Below are 24728 nucleotides of genomic sequence, written 5' to 3' on the forward strand. Positions count from 1 at the left end.
TGATTGAAGCCCCAAGCTGTAAAGGAAGATCTAAAGTTTCAGAAGCGGGAAAGGACATACAGCTATGATAAAAGCATATTACGAATTTTGTCATCATACCCTGGGTGTTCACATGTATACCATACCACTGATCATCGCTGCGGTACTGGCAGTGGTAATCGGACTCCTTCACTGGAGGAAACAATCAAAAAGGGAAAAAGAATTCCAGGATGAGATGGATAGAAAATACGGAAATACAGAAGAGGCAGGTGGATCCGGAACAGCCACCGGAGGACAGGGAGGTGCGATATGAGCTTTCTGATTGCACATACGACAGCCAGATTTGACCTGCTGGCACTGATTACACTGGTACTGTTGATTGCTGCAGTTGCAGTGCTGGTAATCAGATGCAGGAAGATGAGCAAGGTCAAGGACGACCTTAGAGATGAAATAGACAAGGCAGAGAAGAGCAGCCCGGATGGTATCTAGGAGCTGTATAGAGTAAGAACAAGGAGTGCACTTATGAACAAGAAGAACATGAAGAAATGGATGGCGCTGTTCCTGTCGCTGGCCATGATTCTGACCAGCGGGGTGCTCACCATATCACCCGGCCTTCTTGCATCTGAGGAAAATACCTATGAGAACTCCGCTCAGGAGGACTCACAGGGAGCATCTGAAGAGAACGCAGAAGCTCAGCAGACAAGCCAGGAGGCACAGATACCAGAGGCGCAGAACTCCAGCGGGGAAAGTGCATCTGAATCACAGCAGTCAGAACAGACCTCTGAGCCTGCTGCTCAGGAAACAGAAACAAACAATGAGGCCGTTTCCATGCCGGCCCAGTCTTTCAGGGCTACAGCATCTAACGGCGTTACCGTAAAGGTAAATGCACCAGAAGGAGCACTGCCGGCAGGAAGCACAATGCACGTAACGGCAGTTTCGGCAAAGACTGCAAAGAATATAGCCAGTCAGACTGCATCCCACGAAGTAAAAGATGCAGTAGGTGTGGACATTACATTCAGAGACTCTTCTGGCAAGGAGACAGAACCGGCAGCTGCAGTTGACGTACACATGTACCTGTCAAGCAAGCTGGAGGGAGACAGCTTCACTGTTTCCCATAAAGCTGACAGCGGAAATGTAAGTCAGGTATCTGCCAGCGCCAGCGCAGGAGGAGCCAGCTTCAGCGAGAGTTCCTTCTCCATCTACGTCATTTCGGGCGAGGGAGAAGAGAACATTCCTGTAGCTACCTACAATTTCCACGATGTTAATGGAGCGGTTATTGACACTCAGAACGTCAAGACAGGGGATACACTGAACAAGCCTTCTTCTCCAGAGAAGGAGGGATACAAGCTGGTGGGATGGTCCACAACTAAGGACGCTTCCACCCCGGACTTTGACGGATTCGGAAAAGTCACAGTTAACAAGGAAGAAACGATTAACGTATATCCTGTTTTCCAGGAAGTACACTACGTATTTTTCATGGACGGAACAGATGACAGCTCCAGAGTATCCACTACCAAGGAAGGTGTGGAGGGCGGAAAGATCAGCACAACTGATGTGAAGCTGCCACTGGAGTCCACCAAGAGCGTTACCGGATGGTACACAGATAAGGCTCTCACAAGTCCTGCGGGAGATACTGTTACACTGGGAACGAAGAACATCAAGCTCTATCCTAAGATCGAAGAAGGACACTATCTCCAGTTCGCATCTGGAGAGGGTGCAACGTATATCGCACCGCAGTTCGTGGCCGCAAACAAGGGCACGAAGAAGCCTTCTGATCCTAAGAGACCTGGATACACATTTGTTGGATGGTCCACGGAAAAGAACGGTACCACTGCTAATTTCAATTTTGGCGATACGATCAGCGAGGATACCACTGTATACGCAGTGTGGAAGGCTAAGGCCAACACCAGCTACACCGTAATCTACTGGAAGCAGTCTGTTGAAGACAGCAAGAACGCAAAAGACAGCCAGAAAACATACGAATATGCCGGTTCTGACAGCAGGACAGGCACCACCGGATCTACTGTATCTCCAAGCTACACCGACAGAAACAAGAACTATAAGGGATTCAAGTACAACAGCAGCAAATCCCAGTCTGTTACCGTAGCAGGAGACGGCACCACCATCCTGAACGTGTACTATGACAGAGAGCTGCTGACCATCAATTTCTATACATATCAGAGAGACTGGTGGAGCAGTGGCTGGGAGACTTACAAGACGTTCACCGGCCTTTACGGTCAGACTCTGGCTCAGAACGGTTACACATGGCCTTCTCAGTACGACTGGTACAAAATGCCTTCAGGCTATGGCAATGAGCATCTGACATTCTTGGACGCCTTTATCTTCGATACATTGAGCGATTATGGCTCAGCTACAGAGGTTAATGTGTATGGAAGGTCTCCAAGTGGAAGGTACACCATTAGTCACTACAAGCAGAACCTGGACGGATCTTACAGCGAAGATAAGCCTGCAAACAGTACTCTGACCGATGGCGGTACATTCAATTTCTCCAACAAGTACAACGGATTCACAGTAAACAGTTACTATGTGGGATCTCGCATTCCGTCAGGTAATGACAGTTGGAAACCTGTATCAGCAGGAGAAAGCGCTTATTTCGGAGCTAATGACCTGAAAATACGCTACAGCAGGAACAGCTACACGTTTACATACTACAACTACAACAAGACGGCAAAGGACGTAAAAGTACTTTACGAGGCACCTCTCTCCGGATATGCAAGCTACGTTCCAGAGAAGCCTGCAGACCTGCCTGACGGATACACCTTCAAGGGCTGGTACAAGGACAAGGAGTGCACTGTACCGTTTGACTTCAACTCCACCATGCCGGTGAACGACGTGATGGTATACGCTAAGTGGGCAGCTCCTGAGGTAAACGGAAAGGCATATCTCACCGTAAACGGCGGAGACTCCGTAGATCTTCAGCTGGAATACGGAGATAAGATAGACTCCAGCCAGCTGCCGTCCGTATACGACAGCCAGGGACACCTGGTTCAGACCGGAAGCAGCAAGAAGATTGTGATCCCTGCAGGATACGACTGGAAGGGCTGGGCAACAAAGAATGGAGACAGCTTCATACTGTTTAACTTCAATACAGAGATCTACGGTGACATTGAGCTCTATCCGTTCTACGTAAGCAATGGCAAGTACAAGGTAGAATACAGTGCTGGAGCAGGCACCGGTTCAGTGGAAGACCCTAAACTCTATGCTGAGGGATCTCATGCAGACGTGCAGTACGCATCTGCTATCAAGGCACCTGCAGGAAAAGTATTCCTCTACTGGCAGTCCGAGAGCGGCAGCCACTACTATCCTGATGACAAGATTGCTGTAAACAGCACCAACGCTGGAGATGATAAGGTCATTACACTGACAGCAGTTTACGGATCAAAGGCGGCGGCTACAAAGCTGACATACAAGTCCAATTATCCGGACAAAGCCATCGACGAAAACGGCAGCGAGATTTCTGCTCAGACCTATGACCAGAAGTACAATGGCAGCACCGATCTGAACAACAACACCAGACTGAAGACCCTTACCATCAGACAGACAGGTTTCACCCTGCCACTGGAGTACCAGTTCACAGGATGGAATACGAAGGCAGATGGGTCTGGCAAAGCCATTGCCGCAAAAGCATCAGCTGACCAGATGGCAGATATCATGGTTGATAACAAGGGAGACAATATCCTCTATGCACAGTGGACAAAGAAGCCTGTAACTGAGATTACAGTTAAGCCTGAGGATAAGAGCAAGACTTACGATGGCACAGCTCTCAAGGCAGACAGCTATAAGATAACCGGAGGATCCCTGGGAGAAGGAGACAAGATAGTCGCCACATACAGCGGCAGCCAGACCGATGCCGGATCCTCTGACAGCAGCTTTGCAACATTCAAGATAATGCATAACGGCAAGGTCGATGTAACCAGCAAGCTGTATAAAGTAACCTTGCAGAAGGGAAAACTGGAAGTTACCAAGAGAAAGGTTACCCTCACCACCGGATCCGACGAAAAGACATATGACGGCACACCGCTGACAAAGGCCGGTGTCACCGTTTCCGGTGATGAGTTTGTGGATGGTGAGGTCAGTGACATTAAGGCAACAGGATCAAGAACCGATGCAGGAACATCCAAGAATACCCTTTCATACAATAAGCTTTCTGGATTCAAGGATGGTAACTACGAGATAAAGGAGATTCTGGGAGACCTTACTGTTAAGAAGGCAAATACCCTTACGGTTTCTGCCACCGGATACAAAGGAATCTACGATGGAAACTCTCATTCAGCTTCGGCCATTCCTTCTGTAAGTAAAGGCACTACAGTTTACTATCAGACAGACGGAGGGCAGTGGACTACTAAGGTTCCATCGATTAAAGACGTAGGAGAAAAGACAGTTTCCGTTAAGGCGGAAAACCCTAACTATGAAACTGCAACTGCAGGTCCTGTAACTCTTCAGGTGACACCTAAGGAAGTCACTGTAACTGCAAGGAATAAGGAAAAAGTATACCAGGCAGCAGACCCTGAATTTGACGCAGATGTATCTGGAAAGGTTGAAGGAGATAAATTCGAAATTCAGTACACTCTGTCCAGAGATCCGGGAGAGGCAGCAGGAACATATGCAATTACTCCTGCAGGTGAGAAGACACAGGGTAACTACACAGTTACTTATAAGCCTGGTACTTTCACGATTACCAAGTCTGGCAAGCTTACGGTTTCTGCCACCGGTTACGAGGGAGTTTACGACGGAGTCGCCCACAGTGCATCAGCAAGTCCAAATGTTGCTGATGGAACCACAGTTTCCTACAAGGTAGGAGATGATGGAACCTGGTCGACCGACGCTCCTTCTATCACTGACGCAGGAACAAAGAAGGTATACGTTAAGGCGGAAAACCCTAACTACGAGACGGCTACTGCCGAGACCACACTTAAGGTTACACGGAAGCCAGTTACAGTTACAGCAAATGACGCTTCTAAAGTATTCGGTGAAAATGATCCGGATAAATTCACTGCCGACGTTGACGGACTTCTCGGAAATGACAAGATAGTTTTCAATGTTAAGAGAATGGCAGGGGAAGATGCAGGAACTTATGCGATCATCCCTTCAGGTGATAGTGAGCAGGGTAATTACGAAGTAACTTACAAGAACGGCACATTCACCATCTATAAGTCAACGGCCCTGACAGTAAGTGCACCTGATTATAAAGGTGAATATGACGGAAGATCTCACGGAACAACAGCTGTTGCAAAGGCAGGAGATCACCCAGCTCCAACTGGAACTAAAATCTACTACAGCACCAGCGAAAACGGACCGTGGTCAGAAGAATCGCCAGAAATCAAAGACATAGGAACTAAGATCGTATATGTAAAAGCAGAGAATCCTAACTTCGAGACAGCAAGGGCTTCTGCAACTCTTAAAGTAACTCCGAAGGAAGTAACTGTAACCGCAGATGACAAGAGCAAAAAGTACGGAGAAAAGGATCCTGAGCTTACGGCTTCAGTAACGGGAACCCTTGATGGCGACACTGTAAAATACCAGCTGTCCAGAGAATCTGGCAATGATGTGGGCAAATATACTATCACACCTTCCGGAAAAGAGGACCAGGGTAATTACACTGTAAAGTATGCAGCAGGCAAGCTGGAGATTACAAAGTCAGACAACCTGAAAGTTACAGCTAAAGGTTATACTGGAACTTATGATGGAACTTCACACGGAGCATCTGCAGTTGCAAAGGTGGGAGATAATCCGGCTCCAGATGGAACCACCATTTACTACAAGACTGGAGATGGTAACTGGACAACTGAAGCACCTTCCATCAAGAATGCAGGAGAAAAGACTTTCCAGGTCAAGGCAGTAAATTCAAATTATGAAGATGCTGTGGATGAAGGCGTGCTTAAGGTCGAAAAAAGAAAGGTAACACTGACTAGCGAGACCGATTCCAAGACCTTTGACGGAACACCTCTCACAAGACCTTATGTAGCAGTATCCGGAGACAGATTCGTTCCAGGAGAGCTTGACTACGCAAAGGCCACCGGTTCCATTACAAAGGTTGGAGGACCTGTAGATAACAAGATTGAGTACAAGCTCAAAGATGGATTCAAGACCGATAACTATGAAGTAACTCTGAAAACTGGAACGCTGACAATTACAAAGATACCAGCCTCATATCTCACTGTGGAGGTAAAGGCAAACGACCATGAATGGACCTATGATGGCCAGTCTCACAGCGATAATGGATTCAAGGTTGAAAAGGGACTTGATGAGCTCCAGAAGATCAACAGCAAGTTCACTGTAAAGGCTGATGTAAAAGGCACAGTAAAGAACGTCAGCGATACAGCAGATGGCAACAATAAGGTTACCGATGTGAAGATCATGCTGGGAGATCAGGACGTAACTGATCAGTTCGCAGCAGGAGTAATCACCAAGAAAGACGGAAAACTTACAGTTTCACCAAAGCCTGTTACACTGAGCAGTGCCAGCGCAACCAGATCTTACAACGGCAAGGAACTGACCAGTCCGGAAGTACAGGGCAAAGACGGTTTCGTGGCCGGTGAGCTTAAGTCAGCCGTTGCTACAGGGAAAATAACTGAAGCAGGAAGCGTTAAAAACCACATTGAGTTCCAGCTCAACAATGGATTCAGGGAGGACAACTACACTGTTACCCTTAAGCCGGGAACACTGACAATTACAAAAGTTACAGGATCAGAACTTGCTCTCGAAGTAACAGCCGCAGGAGGCAGCTGGAAATATGACGGAAAGAGCCATGAGAAGAAGGAGTTCTCTGTAACATCAGGACTGGAAAAGCTTAAAGCTATTAACAGCAACCTGAAGGTAGATGCTTCCGTATCCGGTTCTGTAGTAAATGTTAAAGACAACGGTGAAAACAAGATTACCGATGTGAAGATCATGCTGGGAGATAAGGACGTTACAGATCAGTTCGAGAGTGATGTGATCTCCAGAATAAATGGAACACTCACAATCAATCCGAGAAACGTAACCCTTACCAGTGAATCAGGCACCAAGAAGTTTGATGGAAATCCTCTCACAAAGCCTGAGGTCAAGGTAGGTGGAGACGGATTCGTAGAAGGTGAAGTCAGCGATGTTAAGGCAACAGGAACAATCACAAAGGTTGGAGACGTTACCAACACAATAGAATTCACCAAGAAGTCCGGATTCAAGGATGAGAACTACAACATCACGAAGTCCGAGGGAACACTTACAGTTACCAAGAACGAGGATGGAGTTGTAATCAATCCTAAGACTGTCAGCAAGGTCTATGACGGCAAGCCGCTGACTGCCGGATACGACTGGACAGCACCTGCCGGCTACACAGTTGAAGTAACAACAGAAGGATCCGTAACAGACGCTGGAACAGCAGCCAACACAGTTAAGTCTTATACAATAAGAGACAAGGCTGGCGAGGATGTTACCGATCAGTTCAAACCTGTTATTACAACCGGAACACTTACTGTAACAAAGAAAGACGTTCATCTGGTATCCGCCGGCGGCAGCAAGGAGTACGACGGTACGCCGCTTACAAGTCCGGAAGTAAAAGGTCAGGACGGATTCGTAGAAGGTGAAGTCAGTGATGTTAAGGCAACAGGATCCATTACTGAAGCCGGTTCTGTAAAGAACGAAATCACCTACACAGAAGGAGATAAGTTCAACAAGGACAACTACAACATCACAAAGGATGAAGGAACTCTGGAGATCAAGGCGAACACCGCATCCCTGGAAGCAAAGGCCTTCAGCAAGAAGAGAATTTACAACGGTGAACCTCTGAATGCAGAAAACGGTACACTGACAGGAGCCCTTCCAGCAGGACACACTGCAGAAGTAGTTTCTAACGGTGAAACCATAACAGATGCAGGAACAGTTTCTACCGTAGTAAAACAGGTGATCATCAGAAATGCTGATGGCAAGGACGTAACAGATCAGTTTACCGGAATTACCAAGAAAGACGGAAAACTGGAAGTTACAAAGAAAACGGTAAACCTGAAGTCAGACAGCGCAACCAAGACCTTTGATGGCACACCTCTCACAAGACCTGATGTAACAGTATCCGGAGACGGATTCGTTCCAGGTGAGGTAAGTGACATCAGAGCTACCGGCTCTATTACAAAGAAAGGTGTTGTTGATAATTCAATAACATTCAAACCGGAAAAGGGCTACAAAGAAGGAAACTACAACCTGCGTAAGGAAGAAGGAAAACTTCAGATCACCATGGTGCCTGTAGATGTGGCTGATGTAAAGGTCAAAGCTGCAGAGGGAACATGGGTATATGATGGAACCGCTCACAGTGACGGAGGCTTCACAGTATCCGGCCTGGATAACATGGGTGAAGGCTTCACAGTAGATGCAAAGGTAACAGGATCCGTAACTAATGTAAGTGAAGGAACAGTTGCAAATCACATTGCATCTGCAGCAATCATGTACAACGGTGAAGACGTAACAGATCAGTTTGCAAGTGGAGTAAAGACAGAAGACGGAAAACTGACAATTACACCTAAGCCGGTAAGCCTGAAGAGCCAGAGCGCATCAAAGGCCTTCGATGGCAAAGCCCTTAAAGCACCTGATGTAGAGTTCCTGGATGGCACTTCCTTCGTAAAGGGAGAGGCAACAGCAGTTGCAACAGGATCAATAATCAAGAAGGGTTCTGTCAGCAACACCATCGAAATCAAGGGAACACCTGGCAAGTACCAGGAAGACAACTATGACATCTCAAAGACTGAAGGAACCCTTACAGTTACAGAGAATGAGAACGCTATAGTTATCAATGCCGGAAATGCCAGCAAAACCTACGATGGTACACCGCTGAAGGCGGCAGCAGAAGTTACCGCACCTGAGGGATATACTGTTGAGGCAGTAACAGATGGTGCAATCACTAATGTAGGAACAGCAGTTAACAAAGTTGTGTCCTGGACTATCATCAACGAGGATGGAGAGAATGTAACAGACCAGTTCAAGCCAGTAACAAATGAAGGCAAGCTGGTTGTTACCAAGAGAAACGTAACTCTTGAATCAGGAAGTGCATACAAGAGATACGACAGAAAGCCTCTTACAAGCAGTGAGATGAGCGTATCCGGAGACGGATTCGCACCAGGTGAAGGAGCAGAGTACAACTTCACAGGAACCCAGACTGAGAAGGGTGAAAGTGAGAATACCTTCACATACAAGCTTCACGAAAACACTCTGGAAGGCAACTACAATATTGAGGTTAAATACGGCAAGCTGGTTGTAGATGATCCGATACTGTACACAGCAACCATCCACTACAGAGATGCAGCAGGTAACACCCTGGCACCTGATTTTGCAGGCAAGTATATGGCTGGAGACAGCTTCACCATCACATCACCTGCAGTCACAGGATATACACCTCAGCAGACCTATGTGACTATGGACAGCATGCCTGAGAGAGACGTAGAAGTGACAGTTGTATACACAGCTAATGCAGTTCCAGGACCGGGACCTGGACCAGGACCGGCTCCAATCCCGACAGTAGTTCCGGGAATAGCACCTGGACCGATTGCAGCAGCTCCTGGCGGAGCAGCAATCGTATCAGGATCAGCTGGTGACGGACTTACACAGCTGAAAGATGTTAAGACCGCAAAAGGACTGAAGGAACTTCACGAGAAGTGCAACATTCTTCCATTCCTGTTCATGCTCTTGACCATGATTGTAGTAATTGCTTACAGCAAGGCTATGAAGAAAGATCAGGAGGAGATATTCCAGCTCAAAGAAGAACTGGAATCAAGAAGAAGGTTCTGATAGTCGGTAACTGACAACAGGCGAAAAGGCCGGCCCTCTGGGGTCGGCCTTTTTACAAGAAAATCGAAAATTAAGGAGGTTGAGCATGAATTCATCAGGAGTAAAGGTCAGGAAGGTCTCTTTTAACCAGGAGGCGGAATCCTATATGGAGAAAAACGGATTTTCCAATGTGGTTCTTGACATAATAAAATTCACAAGTTGATGTGCACCTCCGAAAATGGAGATATCAGTAGGTTTTACTGATAAGGAAACGAAAAGTGAAGAAATGGAGAGGAAGGGCTACCTGTGGATGAACACTGGAGACCACCTTGTATACTGGCCGTCGAAGGGAGTGGTTACAGAGAAGGAAATTCAGGTTAATTATGAGATAAAGCCCTGGCTAAGCACTTTCGTAGTAAAAGGAATAAAGCCAAAGGTCAGAAAGAACCAGGGCAGGGATTACACCAGGGAGATGAAGGCCATCCTTCAGCTGGCCCAGCGAAAGGGCCGGGTAACAAGTGGCCAGGTCAGGCCCATGTGCCGCCTTACATCCAGGCAGACAACAGATCTTCTTCACAGAATCACAGAAGGGGGATACCTGGAGAAACACGGAACTGGAAGAGGCACCTGGTATGAACCTACGAGCAAGAAACTGTAATTGAAGATGTGATATAGGATTTTTTCTGAGGGCAGAAGCTTCCGGAAAAAGTCCTTTTTTCTTGTAGAAAGGTTCGGGGGAAAGTCACAATTGGATTAGTGATTGAGAGTGACACTATTGTTCAGACCAGAGTCCAAAATATGGTATTGAAGATAAAAAAATAACAGATATAATATATTTACCCACAAGAAAAACAGGGTTAGTCGACAGATAGTATATTTATAAATCCCTTGGAAACAAAGTGAACCGACTATTATTATGCATATGTGGTCGGAAAAAGGTTCAAATTATATGAAATACATAGAAATTACAGCAGATACAAAACAGAAGTACCTGGATACACTGACAAACAACCTTATAGCAGAGGGCTATGATGTCATGGATATCCGGGACCCGGAAAATGCCCGCCTAATGTCCCAGGACCTGAAATATACAGAATACTGGGATCAGGCAGACCTGGAGAGGCAGCTTTCCCAGACTCCAGGAGTTACCATTTATTTTGCCGATGACGAAGAGGGCAGAGTGCAGTCGGAGAAACTCCTTGAAATCCTCCATCAGTGGAATGATGGTAAGGAATCTGCAGGCGAAGAAACAGCCGGGGTGTCTCCGGGAGCCGCAGATCTCCAGAACCATCTGGAGATTTCAAAGACCATTTCTGATGACGCCCAGTGGAAGGACAAGTGGAAGACAGGCCTGAAGCCCGTGACCATCGCCAGGGGAATTACAATTACCCCAACATGGATAGACTACAAGCCAGATGAAAATGAGCAGGTGATCCGCATCGATCCCGGAATGGCCTTTGGCACTGGCACCCACGAGACCACCCGCCTTTGCGGAAACTTGCTGGCCCGCTATATAAGAAGCAGGGACAGAAATCTCACTGATGAGGAATCACAGAGTGTGACACCTGAGGAGATTCCAGATCAGGCCGGGAGCACCGGAGGCCTTAAGGTTATGGACGTAGGATGCGGCACCGGCATCCTTGCCATCATCGCCTGGTGCCTGGGAGCTCATGATGTTCTGGGCATTGATATAGACCGGGATGCAGTTGAGGCTGCAAGGGAAAACGTACAAGCTAATTGCAGTTCTGCAGAGAGAGCAAGGCGCCAGATCAGGATAGAAGAAGGGGATCTGGCCAGAAATGTGGACTACAAGGCCGACATAATTGTAGCCAACTTGCTCCTTCCGCTGGTGCAGATGCTCACTCCAGATGCGGCCGTTCATCTGAGACCAGGGGGAATCTACATTGTTTCAGGGCTCCTGGTATCCCAGGAAAAAGAAGGTACTGATGCCTTGGAAGCTTCCGGATTCCGCGTAATTGCAGTAGAAGAACTGGGCCAGTGGTGCGCCATAGCTGCCACAAGGGATTAGAAAGGGCCGGCCCGCAAGCCAGCCGCAAAATGAGAACTATTTTTTTAATAATTCATAAATTTGCAAAAGGGGAATACGACTATGAAAATCGGGTATGTAAACGGAATTCTGCTGGACGGAACCAGAGACATGAAACCTCAGTATGGCAAAATGATCATAACTGAAGGATCAAAGATTACAGATGTGATGGACAAGGAGATGGCAGTTGAACAAGGGCTGTACAGAGAATGCCAGATCGTTGATCTGAACGGTGCGTACATAATGCCGGGCCTGATAAACATGCATACCCACCTGCCTTCATCAGGAAAGCCTGCCAGGGCAAAGAAGAAAAGCGACTTGAAGAAGACTGTCAGGCTGATTAACTCCAATCCTCTCACAAGAAAGTACGCTTTCAACATGTGCCGGGACAACGCAGAAACAGAGCTGGTAAGCGGTGTCACCACCCTCAGGACCATGGGTGGACTGAACGATATAGACAGCAGGCTGAGAGATGATATTGCCACAGGAAAGCTGCAGGGCCCTAGAATCCTGGCCAGCAACAGCGCTATTTCCGTTCCCGGAGGCCACATGGCAGGCTCCCTTGCACTGGAAGCTACCAGCCCTTCTGAAGCTGCATCTATGGTGAGACAGATAGCAGCCAGCGGAGTGGACATAATTAAGCTGATGGTTACAGGAGGAGTTCTGGATGCAGACGAGCTGGGAGAACCGGGAGCTCTGAAGATGGATCCGGAAATAATAAAGGCTGCCTGTGATGAAGCCCACAGACTGGGCTACAAGGTGTCGGCCCACGCCGAAAGCCCTAAGGGGGTTAAAGAGTCCCTTAAGAATGGAGTGGACTACATAGAACACGGAGCAGAGCCGGACGAAGAGATGATTGAGCTTTTCAAGAAAACAGGTGCTTCTCATATATGCACTATTTCCCCAACAGTGCCATATGTTCTTGGGGACCGAAAAGTTACTGGCTTCAGCGAAATGGATCAGAAAAACTGCCGCACCGTAATGAACGGAATTATCAGCTGTGCAAAAGCCTGTCTTGAAAACGGAATCCCGGTAGGCCTTGGCACCGACTCAGGCTGCAGCTTCACAACCCACTACGACATGTGGAGAGAGCTGGTTTACTTCAGCCACTACTGCGGCGTTTCAAGGAATTTTGCCCTCCACACGGCTACAGCAATTAACAGCCAGATTGCCGGCCTGGATAAGATCACAGGAACCATAGAGCCTGGAAAATCTGCTGACATGGTTGTTACAGAAGGGAATCCACTCAACGATCTGGAAGCCCTTCGCGGCATATACATGGTGGTTGCAAGAGGCAAGCTGATCAAAGACCCTGAGCTGGATAAATTCGATCAGGTTGATAAGGAAATCGACAGAGTAACCATCGACATCAGGAAAGACACTGAATTACACGAGGCTCTGGAACGGCAGCTGGAATCTATTCCAGAAGATGAGAACGCCGTCAGAGAGCGCATTGACAGGAGGTAGCAAATGCCAATTAAAGTACCCAACAATCTTCCCGCAATAGACATTCTTTCACAGGAAAACGTTTTCGTAATGACAGATACCAGGGCCATGACCCAGGACATCCGTCCTCTGAAAATCCTCCTGCTGAATCTCATGCCTACGAAGATTGTAACAGAGACCCAGCTTACCAGGCTCCTGGGAAATACGCCTATCCAGATCGAGCTTGAGCTTCTCCAGACAGCCAGCCACAAGGCAAGCCACACGTCGCAGGAACACATGATCTCTTTTTACAAAACCTTCGATCAGGTGAGAGACAACAACTACGACGGAATGATAATAACAGGCGCACCCATAGAACTCATGGACTTCGAAGAAGTTGACTACTGGGATGAACTGTGCGAAATCATGGAATGGACCAAATCCCACGTCCACAGCACCTTCCACATCTGCTGGGGCGCCCAGGCAGGCCTTTATTACCATTACGGCATCCAGAAACACATTATGGACAAGAAACTGTCTGGCGTGTACAAGCACCACCTGGACTACAAGAAGGGAATGCTTTTCAGAGGCTTTGACGACGAGTTCTGGGTACCTCACTCAAGAAATACCACGGTCAGAAGAGAAGATATCGAGGCAGTTCCAGGCCTTAAGATACTGGCCAGCTCAGATGAAGCAGGGGTTTTCTGCGTAAAAAGCGACGATGACCGGCAGATTTTCGTTACCGGCCACTCAGAGTACGACGGGGACACCCTGAAAAAAGAATACGAGAGGGATGTGAAGGCAGGCCTGAATCCTGACATTCCAGACCACTACTTCCCAAATGACGATCCAAGTCAGGAGCCTGTAGTCAACTGGCGGTCCTGCGCTAACCTGATTTACTCCAACTGGCTGAACTACTTTGTATACCAGTCCACACCATACGACATAAGGGCTATCCAGAACGAAGACCTGGCTCCCGTTCTTCAGCGCAAAAGCAACCTTACTGTTGCCAAGTTCGGCGGCACCTCACTGGCAGGCAGCGAACAGTTCAGCCAGGTGAAAAAGATTCTCCAGGAAGACCCGGCCAGAAAATATGCAGTGGTATCTGCTCCTGGCAAGCGTTTCGACGAGGATGAAAAGGTCACAGACCTGCTTATCCAGGCAGCAGAGGAAGAAAGCAGCTCCGCCAGAGACCAGCTTTTAGATCAGGTGGAAAAAAGAATATGGGAAATCGCCAGTGCTGCGGCTCCTGGCCTTAACCTGGACCAGGAGATAGCTGCTGTCAAAGAAGAGGCAGATAAGCTTAAAGGCCGTGAAATCAGAGACTACCTGGCCAGCAGAGGAGAATACCTGTCTGCAAAGATGCTGGCAGAATACACAGGCAGAACCTTCGTAGACGCAGCTGATGTCATCAGATTCAGTGAAGATAATGAACTTGACAGGGCAGAGACGAGAAAACTCCTTTCAGACAGACTGAAGGACCTGGACGGCGCAGTAATACCGGGATTTTACGGTGCTAAGAAAGACGGAACAATCGTGACCTTCTCCAGAGGAGGATCGGATATTACCGGAGCCCTGGCAGCAGCAGCTCTGAAAGCAGATGTATACGAGAACTGGACCGATGTTCCGGGAATGCTTATGGCAGATCCAAGGATTGTAAAAAATCCTCTTACAGTTCCGGTAATAAACTACAAGGAGCTTAGAGAACTGGCTCTGAGAGGTGCAAACGTTCTTCACGAAGACGCCGTTGCTCCAGTGAGAAGAACGGGAATTCCAATTAACATAAGAAGCACTGCAGAGCCGGAGCTCAACGGAACTCTGATCGTGCAAAACGCAGATTTTTATGATTCTGTTCTTGATATTTCAGGAATTTCCGGCCGCAAGGGATATGCAGCCATAGTAATAGAAAAAGAAGGAATCGGCAAAAACGGAGGCATCCATCAGGCCCTTATGGACGTCCTTGAATCCAGAGGTATTTCTGTTGCAGGAGAACAGATCGGTACCGACACCATAGCAGTGGAAGTGGAGGCAAGGCCAATAAGAGACAACACTGATGAGCTTACGAAGGTAATTCAGCAAGTTACGGGAGCCGAAGATGTGACAGTTTCTGCAGGACTGGCCACCATTGCAGTAGTTGGCAGGAACATGGCAGACAAGTCCAGCGTTGCCGTGAAAGTATTCGAGGCACTGTCCAATGAACATATCGTTACCAGGTTTGTGGACCACAGCGCAGACAGCATCAGCATTCAGCTGGGAGTCAGCGAAACGGACTACAAGAAAGCCATCAGGGCTATTTACAGGCAGTTCAGCCTCATTCATTAATTGCGAAGGAGATCTATCATGGCAAGAAGAATCCAAGAAAGCAAGAGCAGCGTAAAATCCAGGATAATCGATGCGGCCTGGGGCCTTTTCTCGGAAAAAGGTTTCGAAGCTACCACTCTTAACGACATAATCGAAGCTGCGGGAGTGGCAAAAGGAACTTTTTACTATTACTTCCGGGGAAAAGACAGCCTGCTGACCACCCTCTCGGTTATACTGGACAATTATTATGCGGAGCTGGACAAGGAACTGAAGGATGAAGATAATGCATTTGACAAGCTCATGTACCTGAACTACAAAATGCATACAATGATAGGAACGAAAATCGACTTCAGCCTCATGGCAAACCTGTATTCAGCCCAGCTTCTCAGGGATGACAAGGGATATCTTCTGGACAGAAACCGTTACTATTTCAGGCTCATCGCCAGAATTATCGAAGATGGTCAGAAAAAAGGAGAGATTACCACCTCCAAGACTACCGAGGAGATCGTAAGGATTTACAGCCTCTGCGAGAGGGCGCTGATCACCGACTGGTGCATGCATAACGGTGAGTACTCCCTGGGAGAATTCAGCAAGGAATACATGCCTATGTTGTTCTCGGAATTCCGCGGAGAAAAGAAATAAACAATATTAATAATATTAATAATCAGAAAGTGGCCCGGATTGTTTTTGCCGGGTCTTTTTTTATAGAATATATTGACAAAAGTCTAACACAGTGGATATAATAAACCTGAGTTTAGACCACGGTCTAATATAAAGGAGAGCAGGAAATGCATTACATAACAAATGTCCAGAAATTTTCCATTCACGACGGGGACGGAATACGGACTACGGTTTTTTTCAAGGGCTGCAAGCTGAGATGCAAGTGGTGTCACAACCCTGAAACCCAGCGGTTTCAGCAGGAAATGCAGTACGACAGAGATAAGTGCACTGGCTGCGGCAGGTGCGTGAAAGCTTGTCCTTCCGGAGCTCTGACATTGGTGGATGGCAAGGTCGTTACGGATAAGGATCTGTGCAAGCTTTGCGGACGCTGTGAAGATGTTTGCCCCCAGTGTGTTCGTGAGATAATTGGCAAGGAATATTCTGTTCCTCAGATAGTGAAGGAAGTCATGAAGGACAGGATGTTCTACGATGACTCTGACGGAGGCGTGACCCTTTCGGGAGGAGAGGTCATGGCTATGGACAAGGAATACATTACCGCTCTCTGTCAGGCCCTTTACCGCCAGGGCGTTGATATAACCATCGACACCTGCGGAGAGGCACCGTGGGAGAACTATCAGGCCATAATGAGTTATGTCCACACATGGCTTTACGATATTAAAACCCTGGACAATGAGCTGCACAGGGATTACATCGGAGCAGACAACACCCTGATTCTGGACAATCTCCTTAAGCTGTCAGAAGCCGGCGCCCGGATTTACATCAGGATTCCGGTGGTTAAGGAAGTTAACGGAACAGAAGAAAGTATGAGAGATATTATTGATTTTCTCAGGAAAAACAATATTGCAGCTCCACAGGTAAATCTGCTGCCTTACCATGATACGGGCAAGTCCAAGTATCCGAGAATCGGCAGGGAATACGAAGCTGGTAATCTGCATGCTCCGTCGGGAGAGGAGATGCAGTTATTTGTAAAAATGTTTAACGATGCGGGATTCAGCAATGTGAAAATCGGAGGTTAATCATGGCGGAAGAAAGAGGAATGAATCAGAGAATCAAGAATCTTCGGAAGATCAGCACAGAGACACAGCCAAGTGTAGATCTTGAGAGAGCGAGAATCGAAACAGAGTTCTACAAGGAGAACGACGGCAAGTACTCTGTTCCTGTAATGAGGGCACTGTTCTTCAAGAAGTATATGGAAGAGAAGACTCTCTATCTTGGAGATGATGAGCTGATCGTAGGAGAGAAGGGCGCAAGACCACAGGCTTGTCCTACATTCCCGGAGATCTGTACACATACAGTTGAGGACATGGAGATCATGAACGCCAGAGATCTGGTATCTTTCTCTGTAACACCTGAGGACATTGAAATCCAGAAAGATGAGATTATTCCGTTCTGGGCAGGAAAGTCCACAAGAGAACACCTCCTGGAAAGAATGACTCCTGAATGGAAGGAGTGCTACGCAGAAGGCATCTGGACAGAGTTCATGGAGCAGAGAGGCCCTGGACATACCTGCGGCGGAAAGAACGTATTTATCAAGGGATTTGATGATTATAAGCAGGAGATCCAGGAGGCACTGGACAGCCTGGACTACCTGAATGATCCTGAAGCTTCCGACAAGGCTGAAGAACTGAAGGCAATGCTCATTGACTGCGATGCTATCTGCATCCTGGGGGAGAGATACAGAAAGCTGGCTCTTGAAAAGGCAGCAACAGAGGAGGATCCTCAGAGAAAGAAGGAACTGGAGCAGATCGCCGAGAACTGCAGCGTTGTTCCTGCTCACAAGCCTCAGACATACTGGCAGGCTCTCCAGCATTACTGGTTCGTTCACCTGGGCGTAACAACTGAGCTGAACCCATGGGATGCTTTTTCGCCAGGAAGACTGGACCAGCATCTTGATCCATATTATGAAGCAGATGTGGAGGCTGGTATCCTGGATGACTACCACGCACTGGAGCTGCTGGAATGCCTCTGGGTTAAATTCTACAACCAGCCTGCACCTGTTAAGGTAGGCGTAACTCTTAAGGAGAGCGGCACATACACAGACTTCGCCAATATCAACACCGGCGGAATCAAGGAAGACGGATCTGACGGAGTAAACCCTGTAAGCTATCTGATTCTGGACTGCATGGACGAGATGAAGCTGGTTCAGCCAAACTCAAACGTTCAGATTTCCAAGAAAACTCCTTCCAGGTTCCTGAAGAGAGCCCTGGAGATTTCCAGAAAAGGATGGGGCCAGCCTGCCTTCTACAACACTGATGAGATTGTACAGGAACTGCTGAACGCCGGAAAGACTCTGCTGGATGCAAGACAGGGAGGATCTTCCGGATGTGTTGAGACAGGTTCCTGGGGCAATGAAGCTTATATCCTGACTGGATATATGAATATTCCAAAGATCCTGCAGATCACTTTGTATGACGGACTGGACACATATTCCGGCAAGCAGCTGGGCCTTCACCTGGGCAATGCAGAGGACTTCAAGTCCTACGATGAGCTGCTGGACGCTTTCAGCAAGCAGCTGAACTACTTCGTAGAGCTGAAGATCAGAGGAAACAATGTAATTGAGAATATCTTTGCAAAAGAACTGCCGGCTCCGTTCCTCAGCATCGTTACTAACGACTGCATCAAGAAGGGCAAGGATTACAACGCAGGTGGCGCAAGATACAATACCAGATATATTCAGGGCGTAGGAATTGGCACAGTTACAGACATGATGGCTGCTATCAAGTACAACGTATATGACAAGAAGAAGTTCACCATGGAGGAGCTTAAGAAGGCAATGGAAGACAACTTCCAGGGTCATGAAGACATTTTCAGCATGGTTCATGACAAGACTCCTAAGTATGGTAACGATGATGACTACGCAGACGACATAATGCAGACTATCTTCAAACTGTACAGAGACACCATTACCGACAGACCTACGGTGTGCGGCGGAAAATACAGAGTAGACATGCTGCCTACTACATGCCACGTATACTTCGGAGATGTGCTGCTGGCAACACCTAACGGCCGTTTGGCACACGTTCCGGTATCTGAGGGAATTTCACCTGAGAAGTCTGCAGATGTAAATGGACCTACAGCAGTAATCAAGTCCTGTGCTAAGATGGATCATATCTCCACCGGTGGTACACTGCTGAACCAGAAGTTCACTCCATCAGTTGTAAGAGGTGAGAAAGGCCTTGATAACATGGCTTCTCTGGTTCGTTCCTACTTTGCAATGGACGGACACCACATTCAGTTCAATGTCATCGACAGGCAGACACTGATTGAGGCACAGAAGCATCCTGAAGACTACAAGGATCTGATCGTTCGTGTAGCCGGATACTCAGATTACTTCAGAAACCTGGACAAGGCTCTTCAGGATGAGATTATCAACAGAACAGAGCAGTCCTTCGAGTAAAAATATTGTATTACAGGGGGCCGGATTGAATCCGGCTCCTTTGAATGTTATAATCATACCACGGTTTGGACTACGGTCTACACTTGTGGGGTACAGTTTGATTTTCTAAAGGCAGATTCAGTACATTTGTTCTGGTCTGGAACTGAATGATGGAAGTCCGGTACTGCTAGAAGAACCGGAAACCTGCCTTCCATAACTCGGTGGTCTGGAATATCAACTGGAGAAATTGTTTTTTTCACTGAGAAAGTCAGATAAGGAGAGAAGAATGAAACTTGGATTTATCGGCTGTGGTGTTATGGCTAATGCCATGATGGGCGGAATCATCAGAAACGGACTCTATAAGCCAGAGGATATCTGGGGTGCAGATCCTTTTGAGGGAAGCAGAGAGAAGACTAAGGCTGCCAATGGAATAAATGTAACAGACAGCAATGAGGAGGTCATCAAGAACTGCGATACAGTTTTCCTGACAATCAAGCCTCAGTATTACGAAAGTGCCATTGCAAGCTTCAAGGACAGCATCAGGGACGATCAGCTGTTCATCAGCATCGGTGCCGGAAGAACTCTTGATTATCTGAATCAGCAGTTCGGAGACAAGAAGGTCAAGGTAGTAAGGGTTATGCCAAACACTCCTGCACAGGTGGGAGAGGGAATGGCTGCAGCATGTCCTAACCAGTACGTTACAGATGAGGAAATGGCCAGAGCACTGGAGATCCTGAGAGCCTTCGGTAAGGCTGAGCAGGTTCCTGAAAACCTCTTCGACGTTGTTACAGGTGTAAGCGGATCTGGTCCTGCATACGTGTTCATGTTCATCGAGGCAATGGCTGATGCTGGTGTAGTTGGCGGAATGCAGAGATCAATGGCTTATGAGTTTGCGGCTCAGACAGTTTACGGAGCTGCCAAGATGGTTATGGAAACGGGCAAGCATCCTGGAGAGCTGAAGGACATGGTAAGCTCGCCGGCAGGTACTACTATTGCAGCAGTAAGAGAGCTGGAGCTTAACGGATTCAGAAGCGCTGTAATTGAAGGTGTGAACGCTGCCACAGAGAAATCCATAGAGATGCAGAGCGCAAAGTAGTTTAGTACTCAGGTGTTGGTAATAAGGTGATAAGCAAAAGCCGGGCAATTGCCCGGCTTTTGCTATTTATAGAACACTGAGGTTGCGGCTTATAGGACAAAAAACGTGTTACAAAACTGCTACAACCATTGAAATTTCAATGGTTGTAGCAGTTTTATCTTTTTTGAAAGAAGATAAAGGATGGACAAAAAACGTGTTTAGAATGCATGTTAACGGTTGAAATTTCAACATGTACGGGCGATATATCTTTCTGAGAATGAATTATCGGGAGGATACCTAATGAAGAGCGTTAATTGCCCATATTGTGGAACCAAATGCATCAGACATGGAAAGAATAGTTCAGGTACGCAAAGATGGTTTTGCCCTGAATGCAAGTCATCATTTACACCCAAGATTGATAACTCTTCAAAACAGTTAAATATGTTTCTGAAGTGGTTGTTTGGACGAAACACTCAAGGAAATATGCCAGGTGGTGGCAGAACATTTCGTAGAAATACTGTAAAGTTCTGGAACCTGTGGCCTATGCCTCCTGTCATCGAGGACAAGAAAGACGTAGTATATTTAGACGGCATATATCTTGCCAGAAAAGCATGTATATTGATCTGCTGTGATGACGAATATGTACTTGGATGGTATCTGTGCAGATATGAGCACTCCGGTGCCTGGAAGGCATTGATGTCCAGAATAGCGGAACCTGTAATGGTGGTGTCTGACGGAGGCTCTGGTTTTAATAAGGCACTTCGTAAAACGTGGCCTCATGCGAAACACCAAAGGTGTCTGTTTCATGTGTTTTCACAGATAAAACGATATACGACAACGCGTCCTAAAACACTTGCAGGAATTGAGTTATACGCGCTTTCAAAGGATCTTCTGAAGCTTGGTACCAAAGAGGAAGCAGAGAAATGGACCGAAAGCTTTGTGGAATGGATGAGCAAGTACAACAAATTCCTGAGCCAGATGTCTCGTGATGAAAATGGAAGTTGGAGATACACACATGAAAGGTTGTTAAAGGCACAGCGCTCCATTGTAAGGCTGATAAAAGAAAACAGCATGTTCACATATCTGGATGAGCAGTTAAGTCAGGAAATAGATGAATTGCCGTCAACAAATAATCGAATCGAAGGAGGGGTCAATTCGAGGATAAGAGCATTGCTCAGGGACCATAGAGGGTTATCTGTCGAAAGAAGAATAAAAGCGGTCTTCTGGTGGTGTTATATGCACTCACCAGAGCCGCTTTCTGCGTCTGAAATATTGAAAGTTATGCCTACAGACAAGAGCATTTCAGATATCTACGAAAGAATTTCGGATAGTGAAAAACGTACCTCGACTATCCCTATGTGGGGTGATGCTATTGTCTGGAGTGAACTCCATAGAGAGGATAATTATCCTTCTTACTGGGATTAACAAAACACGTTTTTTGTCCTATAAGCCGAGGTTGCTGCTGGATTCGAAGATTTTGATATCTTGCTGCCTGGCCCATCTTCCGCGGTAATTTGCCGCAGCTGATCCATGGCCCGGGCATATCAGGCCAGACATATTTTGCATGGTTTATATCCCTGGGATTCCAGGTCGGACAGGGACTGGTGGGAAATTTTTTTGTTGTGATCTGCCATTTTCCTTACGCTGCTGCAGTCTGGCTGGTGGATTATTCCTGAACTGGTGTTGATGACGAAGTACTGGCTGCTCTCGCTGCTTCCGCCAGATGAATCTTGTTTTTCCCCTGAAGATCCACTACTTGCAGGGGCGTTTCCGGAAGAGCCTTCTGTGGAACCACCTGCGGCTTCCCAGGATTCCTGTAGATTTCCGGTTTTTGTAAACTCCTCTGCCCAGGCTTTGCTGGTGAGCCTCATGTTTCCTGTGGAGTAGTCAATGGAAAAGCCCGGCTGTACGTTGTATATGTATACATTGAAGTCCAGAGAACCTCTGTCTTCCAGGGAAAAACCTTCCATATGTATTCCCCGGCACACCGGCTCCTCTCCGTGGTAATCTGCTGTTACCCTGTAAATCACGTGTTTCCCCGGATTATTCTTAAGATAGTCCACCACCTGGCTTTCGTAGGGAATCATTTCCGTGTTGCAGGTCCGGGTGGCAGTGACCAGGTCCCTTTCAGCAAAAACAGAACTTCCGTCGATGCCGGAAATGGACCAGGCAATGAGATGAGCTCTGTTGTAGAAGCTGCCTCCCGGCACAAGGCCCGGAAAACTGGCGCTTTTCCAGCCTGAGGGGTGAACTTCGCTGATGGAACCTCTTTTTCCACTGGGAAGTTCTGACGACTCTTCTATTACTTCCGCACCTGTGGCCCGCCCCAGACTGTCCAGAGGGTTGTAGCTCACGTAAGATCTACGCTTGGCTTTCTCACTTTCGCTGAATCCCGCATGGTTTTCGTTCAGCACCACCACCATAGGCTGTCCGTCCTGGTAGTCAGGAACGGCTGACATGGACTGGGCTGTGGAAAAAGAAGACTTCTCCTGGCTGCCAGATAAGGAATTCCGGGAGGAACTGCCGGAGCTTACGGAACAGCCGGCAGCAGAAACTGCAAGAAGGGCTGCCATACAAAGTACAGCAACCCTTTTAAATGCTCTGCCAGGAGCCTTGAATCCTCCTGGAAATATTTTGTTAGTGGCGGATGTTCCGCCGTGAATGTTGAATTTCAATTTAACTCCTGCTGATGAACTGAATAACGAATAAATTATTGTGTAACCGGTTTTTGCACGGTGACAGCCTCTATTTAGCCATCTGATAAATCTTTACGAAATCTTCCGGATACAGTACCTTTGCGGCGCCGATGTGGCCTCCAACTGCATCGCTGCATTTCCTTGCTAAGATTTGAATTTCCTCATCGGAAGGGTGTACACCAAGCTGGCTCATGGAAACAGGCATGTTGATGCTCCGGAAGAAATCCTCCATGGCCTCTATGCCCTTAAGGGCAATCTGCCTGTCGCTTCCCTCCTCTGGAATATCCATGATCTCAACTGCGAATTTTCTGAATCTCCAGAGACAGTCATCCATCACGTACCTTGCCCAGCTGCCCCAAAGAGCTGCCAGACCTGCGCCGTGGGACACATCATACATTCCGCTGAGTTCGTGCTCAAGGCGGTGAGTTGCAAAATCATCCCCGCCGTTTCCGCAGCCTGTAAGGCCGTTGTGGGAAAGACTTCCGGCCCACATCACTTCCGCTCTTGACTGGTAGTTTTCAGGGTCAGCAAGAAGAATCGGTGCATGCTTCATAACGGTTTTAACAACCCCTCTGGCCATTTCGTCTGTAATGTCCATGTTTCCTTTTGCTGTAAAATATCTCTCCAGGGTATGCATGATTATGTCCGTGCAGCCGCAGGAAGTCTGGAATGGCGGAAGGGTTGTAGTCAGCTGAGGATCGAGGATGGAAAAAACAGGACGGCCCAGGTTGTTGCTGTAACCTCTCTTGATTCCTCCTTCGTCCTTAGTTATTACTGAGGAGTTGCTCATTTCACTGCCGGTGGCGGCAAGAGTCAGAATGTCACCTACAGGAACTATGGCCTCTGCCTGTTTTTTTCTGTCGTAAAAATCCCATACGTCTCCGCTGTAGGGAATGCCGTAGCCAATGGCCTTAGCCGAATCCAGCACACTGCCGCCGCCTACCGCAAGAATGAAATCAATTTTTTCCCTGCGGCCCAGTTCAATTCCCTGGTATACCAGAGACAGACGGGGATTTGGCACAACTCCGCCCAGCTCTGCAAAAGGAATGCCGGCTTCATTTAGACTGGTTCTGACCTTGTCCAGAAGACCGGAGCGGATGACGCTGCCTGTGCCATAGTGTACAAGGACTTTTGTGGCTCCCGCTTTTTTCAGCTCACTGCCTACTTCATTTTCTTTATCTTTGCCGAAAATCACTTTTGTCGGTGTGTAATATACAAAATCGTTCATGTTTCTTATCTCCTTTCACGGGCATCACCGGTCCGCAAGTGAAGCCGCAGTCAGACACAATATGTTGTGGTAGAGATATTCCAGCGGTTTCACGAAACAGGTCTGTATGCAAGGGTAAAAGCACCACGGGGATGGATTAAATAAAAACACCGAAGATGCTCTATGTC

General features: G+C 47.5%; 14 protein-coding genes. 12 read left to right on the plus strand and 2 right to left on the minus strand.

Annotation, left to right across the window (positions count from 1 at the left end; genetic code table 11):
• Positions 1-64: 64 nt before the first annotated feature.
• The 12 genes from FYJ66_RS07975 (at position 65) to FYJ66_RS08030 (ending at position 22062) form a co-directional block, all read left to right on the plus strand.
• On the plus strand, positions 65-292 hold the full coding sequence (locus tag FYJ66_RS07975) for a hypothetical protein (protein WP_154572984.1): 228 nt from the start codon (positions 65-67) through the stop codon (positions 290-292).
• Complete coding sequence (locus FYJ66_RS07980) at positions 289-468, plus strand: hypothetical protein (protein ID WP_154572985.1); 180 nt, start codon at positions 289-291, stop codon at positions 466-468. The genes FYJ66_RS07975 and FYJ66_RS07980 overlap by 4 nt, the downstream gene beginning before the upstream one ends.
• A gap of 33 nt (positions 469-501) precedes the next feature.
• Positions 502-9753, plus strand: a complete 9252-nt coding sequence (locus FYJ66_RS07985; RefSeq protein ID WP_154572986.1) for an MBG domain-containing protein — start codon at positions 502-504, stop codon at positions 9751-9753.
• 217 nt (positions 9754-9970) lie between these two features.
• On the plus strand, positions 9971-10390 hold the full coding sequence (locus FYJ66_RS07990; RefSeq protein WP_154572987.1) for a Fic family protein: 420 nt from the start codon (positions 9971-9973) through the stop codon (positions 10388-10390).
• A 291-nt stretch (positions 10391-10681) separates the two neighbouring features.
• On the plus strand, positions 10682-11761 hold the full coding sequence (locus FYJ66_RS07995; protein WP_206157033.1) for a 50S ribosomal protein L11 methyltransferase: 1080 nt from the start codon (positions 10682-10684) through the stop codon (positions 11759-11761).
• A gap of 81 nt (positions 11762-11842) precedes the next feature.
• Complete coding sequence (locus FYJ66_RS08000) at positions 11843-13246, plus strand: metal-dependent hydrolase family protein (protein WP_154572989.1); 1404 nt, start codon at positions 11843-11845, stop codon at positions 13244-13246.
• Between the two features lie 3 nt (positions 13247-13249).
• Positions 13250-15526, plus strand: coding sequence for a homoserine O-acetyltransferase MetA (gene metA, locus FYJ66_RS08005; protein ID WP_154572990.1), 2277 nt, complete (start codon positions 13250-13252; stop codon positions 15524-15526).
• Positions 15527-15544: 18 nt separating this feature from the next.
• Positions 15545-16147 (plus strand): TetR/AcrR family transcriptional regulator, encoded by a 603-nt coding sequence (locus tag FYJ66_RS08010; protein WP_154572991.1) that lies wholly within the window; start codon positions 15545-15547, stop codon positions 16145-16147.
• A 146-nt stretch (positions 16148-16293) separates the two neighbouring features.
• The gene (locus FYJ66_RS08015; RefSeq protein ID WP_154572992.1) at positions 16294-17202 is read left to right on the plus strand and encodes a trans-4-hydroxy-L-proline dehydratase activase; all 909 of its coding nucleotides are present in this window, start codon (positions 16294-16296) and stop codon (positions 17200-17202) included.
• 2 nt (positions 17203-17204) lie between these two features.
• A complete protein-coding gene (gene hypD, locus FYJ66_RS08020) occupies positions 17205-19583 on the plus strand; it encodes a trans-4-hydroxy-L-proline dehydratase (protein ID WP_154572993.1) in 2379 nt (792 codons plus the stop codon).
• Between the two features lie 265 nt (positions 19584-19848).
• Complete coding sequence (gene proC, locus FYJ66_RS08025) at positions 19849-20658, plus strand: pyrroline-5-carboxylate reductase (RefSeq protein WP_154572994.1); 810 nt, start codon at positions 19849-19851, stop codon at positions 20656-20658.
• A 279-nt stretch (positions 20659-20937) separates the two neighbouring features.
• On the plus strand, positions 20938-22062 hold the full coding sequence (locus tag FYJ66_RS08030) for an IS1249 family transposase (RefSeq protein ID WP_154572995.1): 1125 nt from the start codon (positions 20938-20940) through the stop codon (positions 22060-22062).
• Positions 22063-22181: 119 nt separating this feature from the next.
• On the opposite strand, the gene FYJ66_RS08035 is transcribed toward FYJ66_RS08030, so the two are convergent.
• A complete protein-coding gene (locus FYJ66_RS08035) occupies positions 22182-23312 on the minus strand; it encodes a DNA/RNA non-specific endonuclease (RefSeq protein ID WP_154572996.1) in 1131 nt (376 codons plus the stop codon).
• Between the two features lie 70 nt (positions 23313-23382).
• Positions 23383-24561, minus strand: a complete 1179-nt coding sequence (locus FYJ66_RS08040; RefSeq protein ID WP_154572997.1) for an iron-containing alcohol dehydrogenase — start codon at positions 24559-24561, stop codon at positions 23383-23385.
• Positions 24562-24728: the final 167 nt, after the last annotated feature.

It is taken from the genome of Allobaileyella intestinalis (assembly GCF_009695865.1).
In the GTDB taxonomy this organism is placed as follows: Bacteria; Bacillota; Clostridia; order Peptostreptococcales; family Anaerovoracaceae; genus Allobaileyella; species Allobaileyella intestinalis.

Coding starts and splice junctions, on each gene's coding strand:
- FYJ66_RS07975 (WP_154572984.1), top strand. CDS start 65: ATGATAAAAGCATATTACGAATTTTGTCATCATACCCTGGGTGTTCAC.
- FYJ66_RS07980 (WP_154572985.1), top strand. CDS start 289: ATGAGCTTTCTGATTGCACATACGACAGCCAGATTTGACCTGCTGGCA.
- FYJ66_RS07985 (WP_154572986.1), top strand. CDS start 502: ATGAACAAGAAGAACATGAAGAAATGGATGGCGCTGTTCCTGTCGCTG.
- FYJ66_RS07990 (WP_154572987.1), top strand. CDS start 9,971: ATGGAGATATCAGTAGGTTTTACTGATAAGGAAACGAAAAGTGAAGAA.
- FYJ66_RS07995 (WP_206157033.1), top strand. CDS start 10,682: ATGAAATACATAGAAATTACAGCAGATACAAAACAGAAGTACCTGGAT.
- FYJ66_RS08000 (WP_154572989.1), top strand. CDS start 11,843: ATGAAAATCGGGTATGTAAACGGAATTCTGCTGGACGGAACCAGAGAC.
- metA (WP_154572990.1), top strand. CDS start 13,250: ATGCCAATTAAAGTACCCAACAATCTTCCCGCAATAGACATTCTTTCA.
- FYJ66_RS08010 (WP_154572991.1), top strand. CDS start 15,545: ATGGCAAGAAGAATCCAAGAAAGCAAGAGCAGCGTAAAATCCAGGATA.
- FYJ66_RS08015 (WP_154572992.1), top strand. CDS start 16,294: ATGCATTACATAACAAATGTCCAGAAATTTTCCATTCACGACGGGGAC.
- hypD (WP_154572993.1), top strand. CDS start 17,205: ATGGCGGAAGAAAGAGGAATGAATCAGAGAATCAAGAATCTTCGGAAG.
- proC (WP_154572994.1), top strand. CDS start 19,849: ATGAAACTTGGATTTATCGGCTGTGGTGTTATGGCTAATGCCATGATG.
- FYJ66_RS08030 (WP_154572995.1), top strand. CDS start 20,938: ATGAAGAGCGTTAATTGCCCATATTGTGGAACCAAATGCATCAGACAT.
- FYJ66_RS08040 (WP_154572997.1), bottom strand. CDS start 24,561: ATGAACGATTTTGTATATTACACACCGACAAAAGTGATTTTCGGCAAA.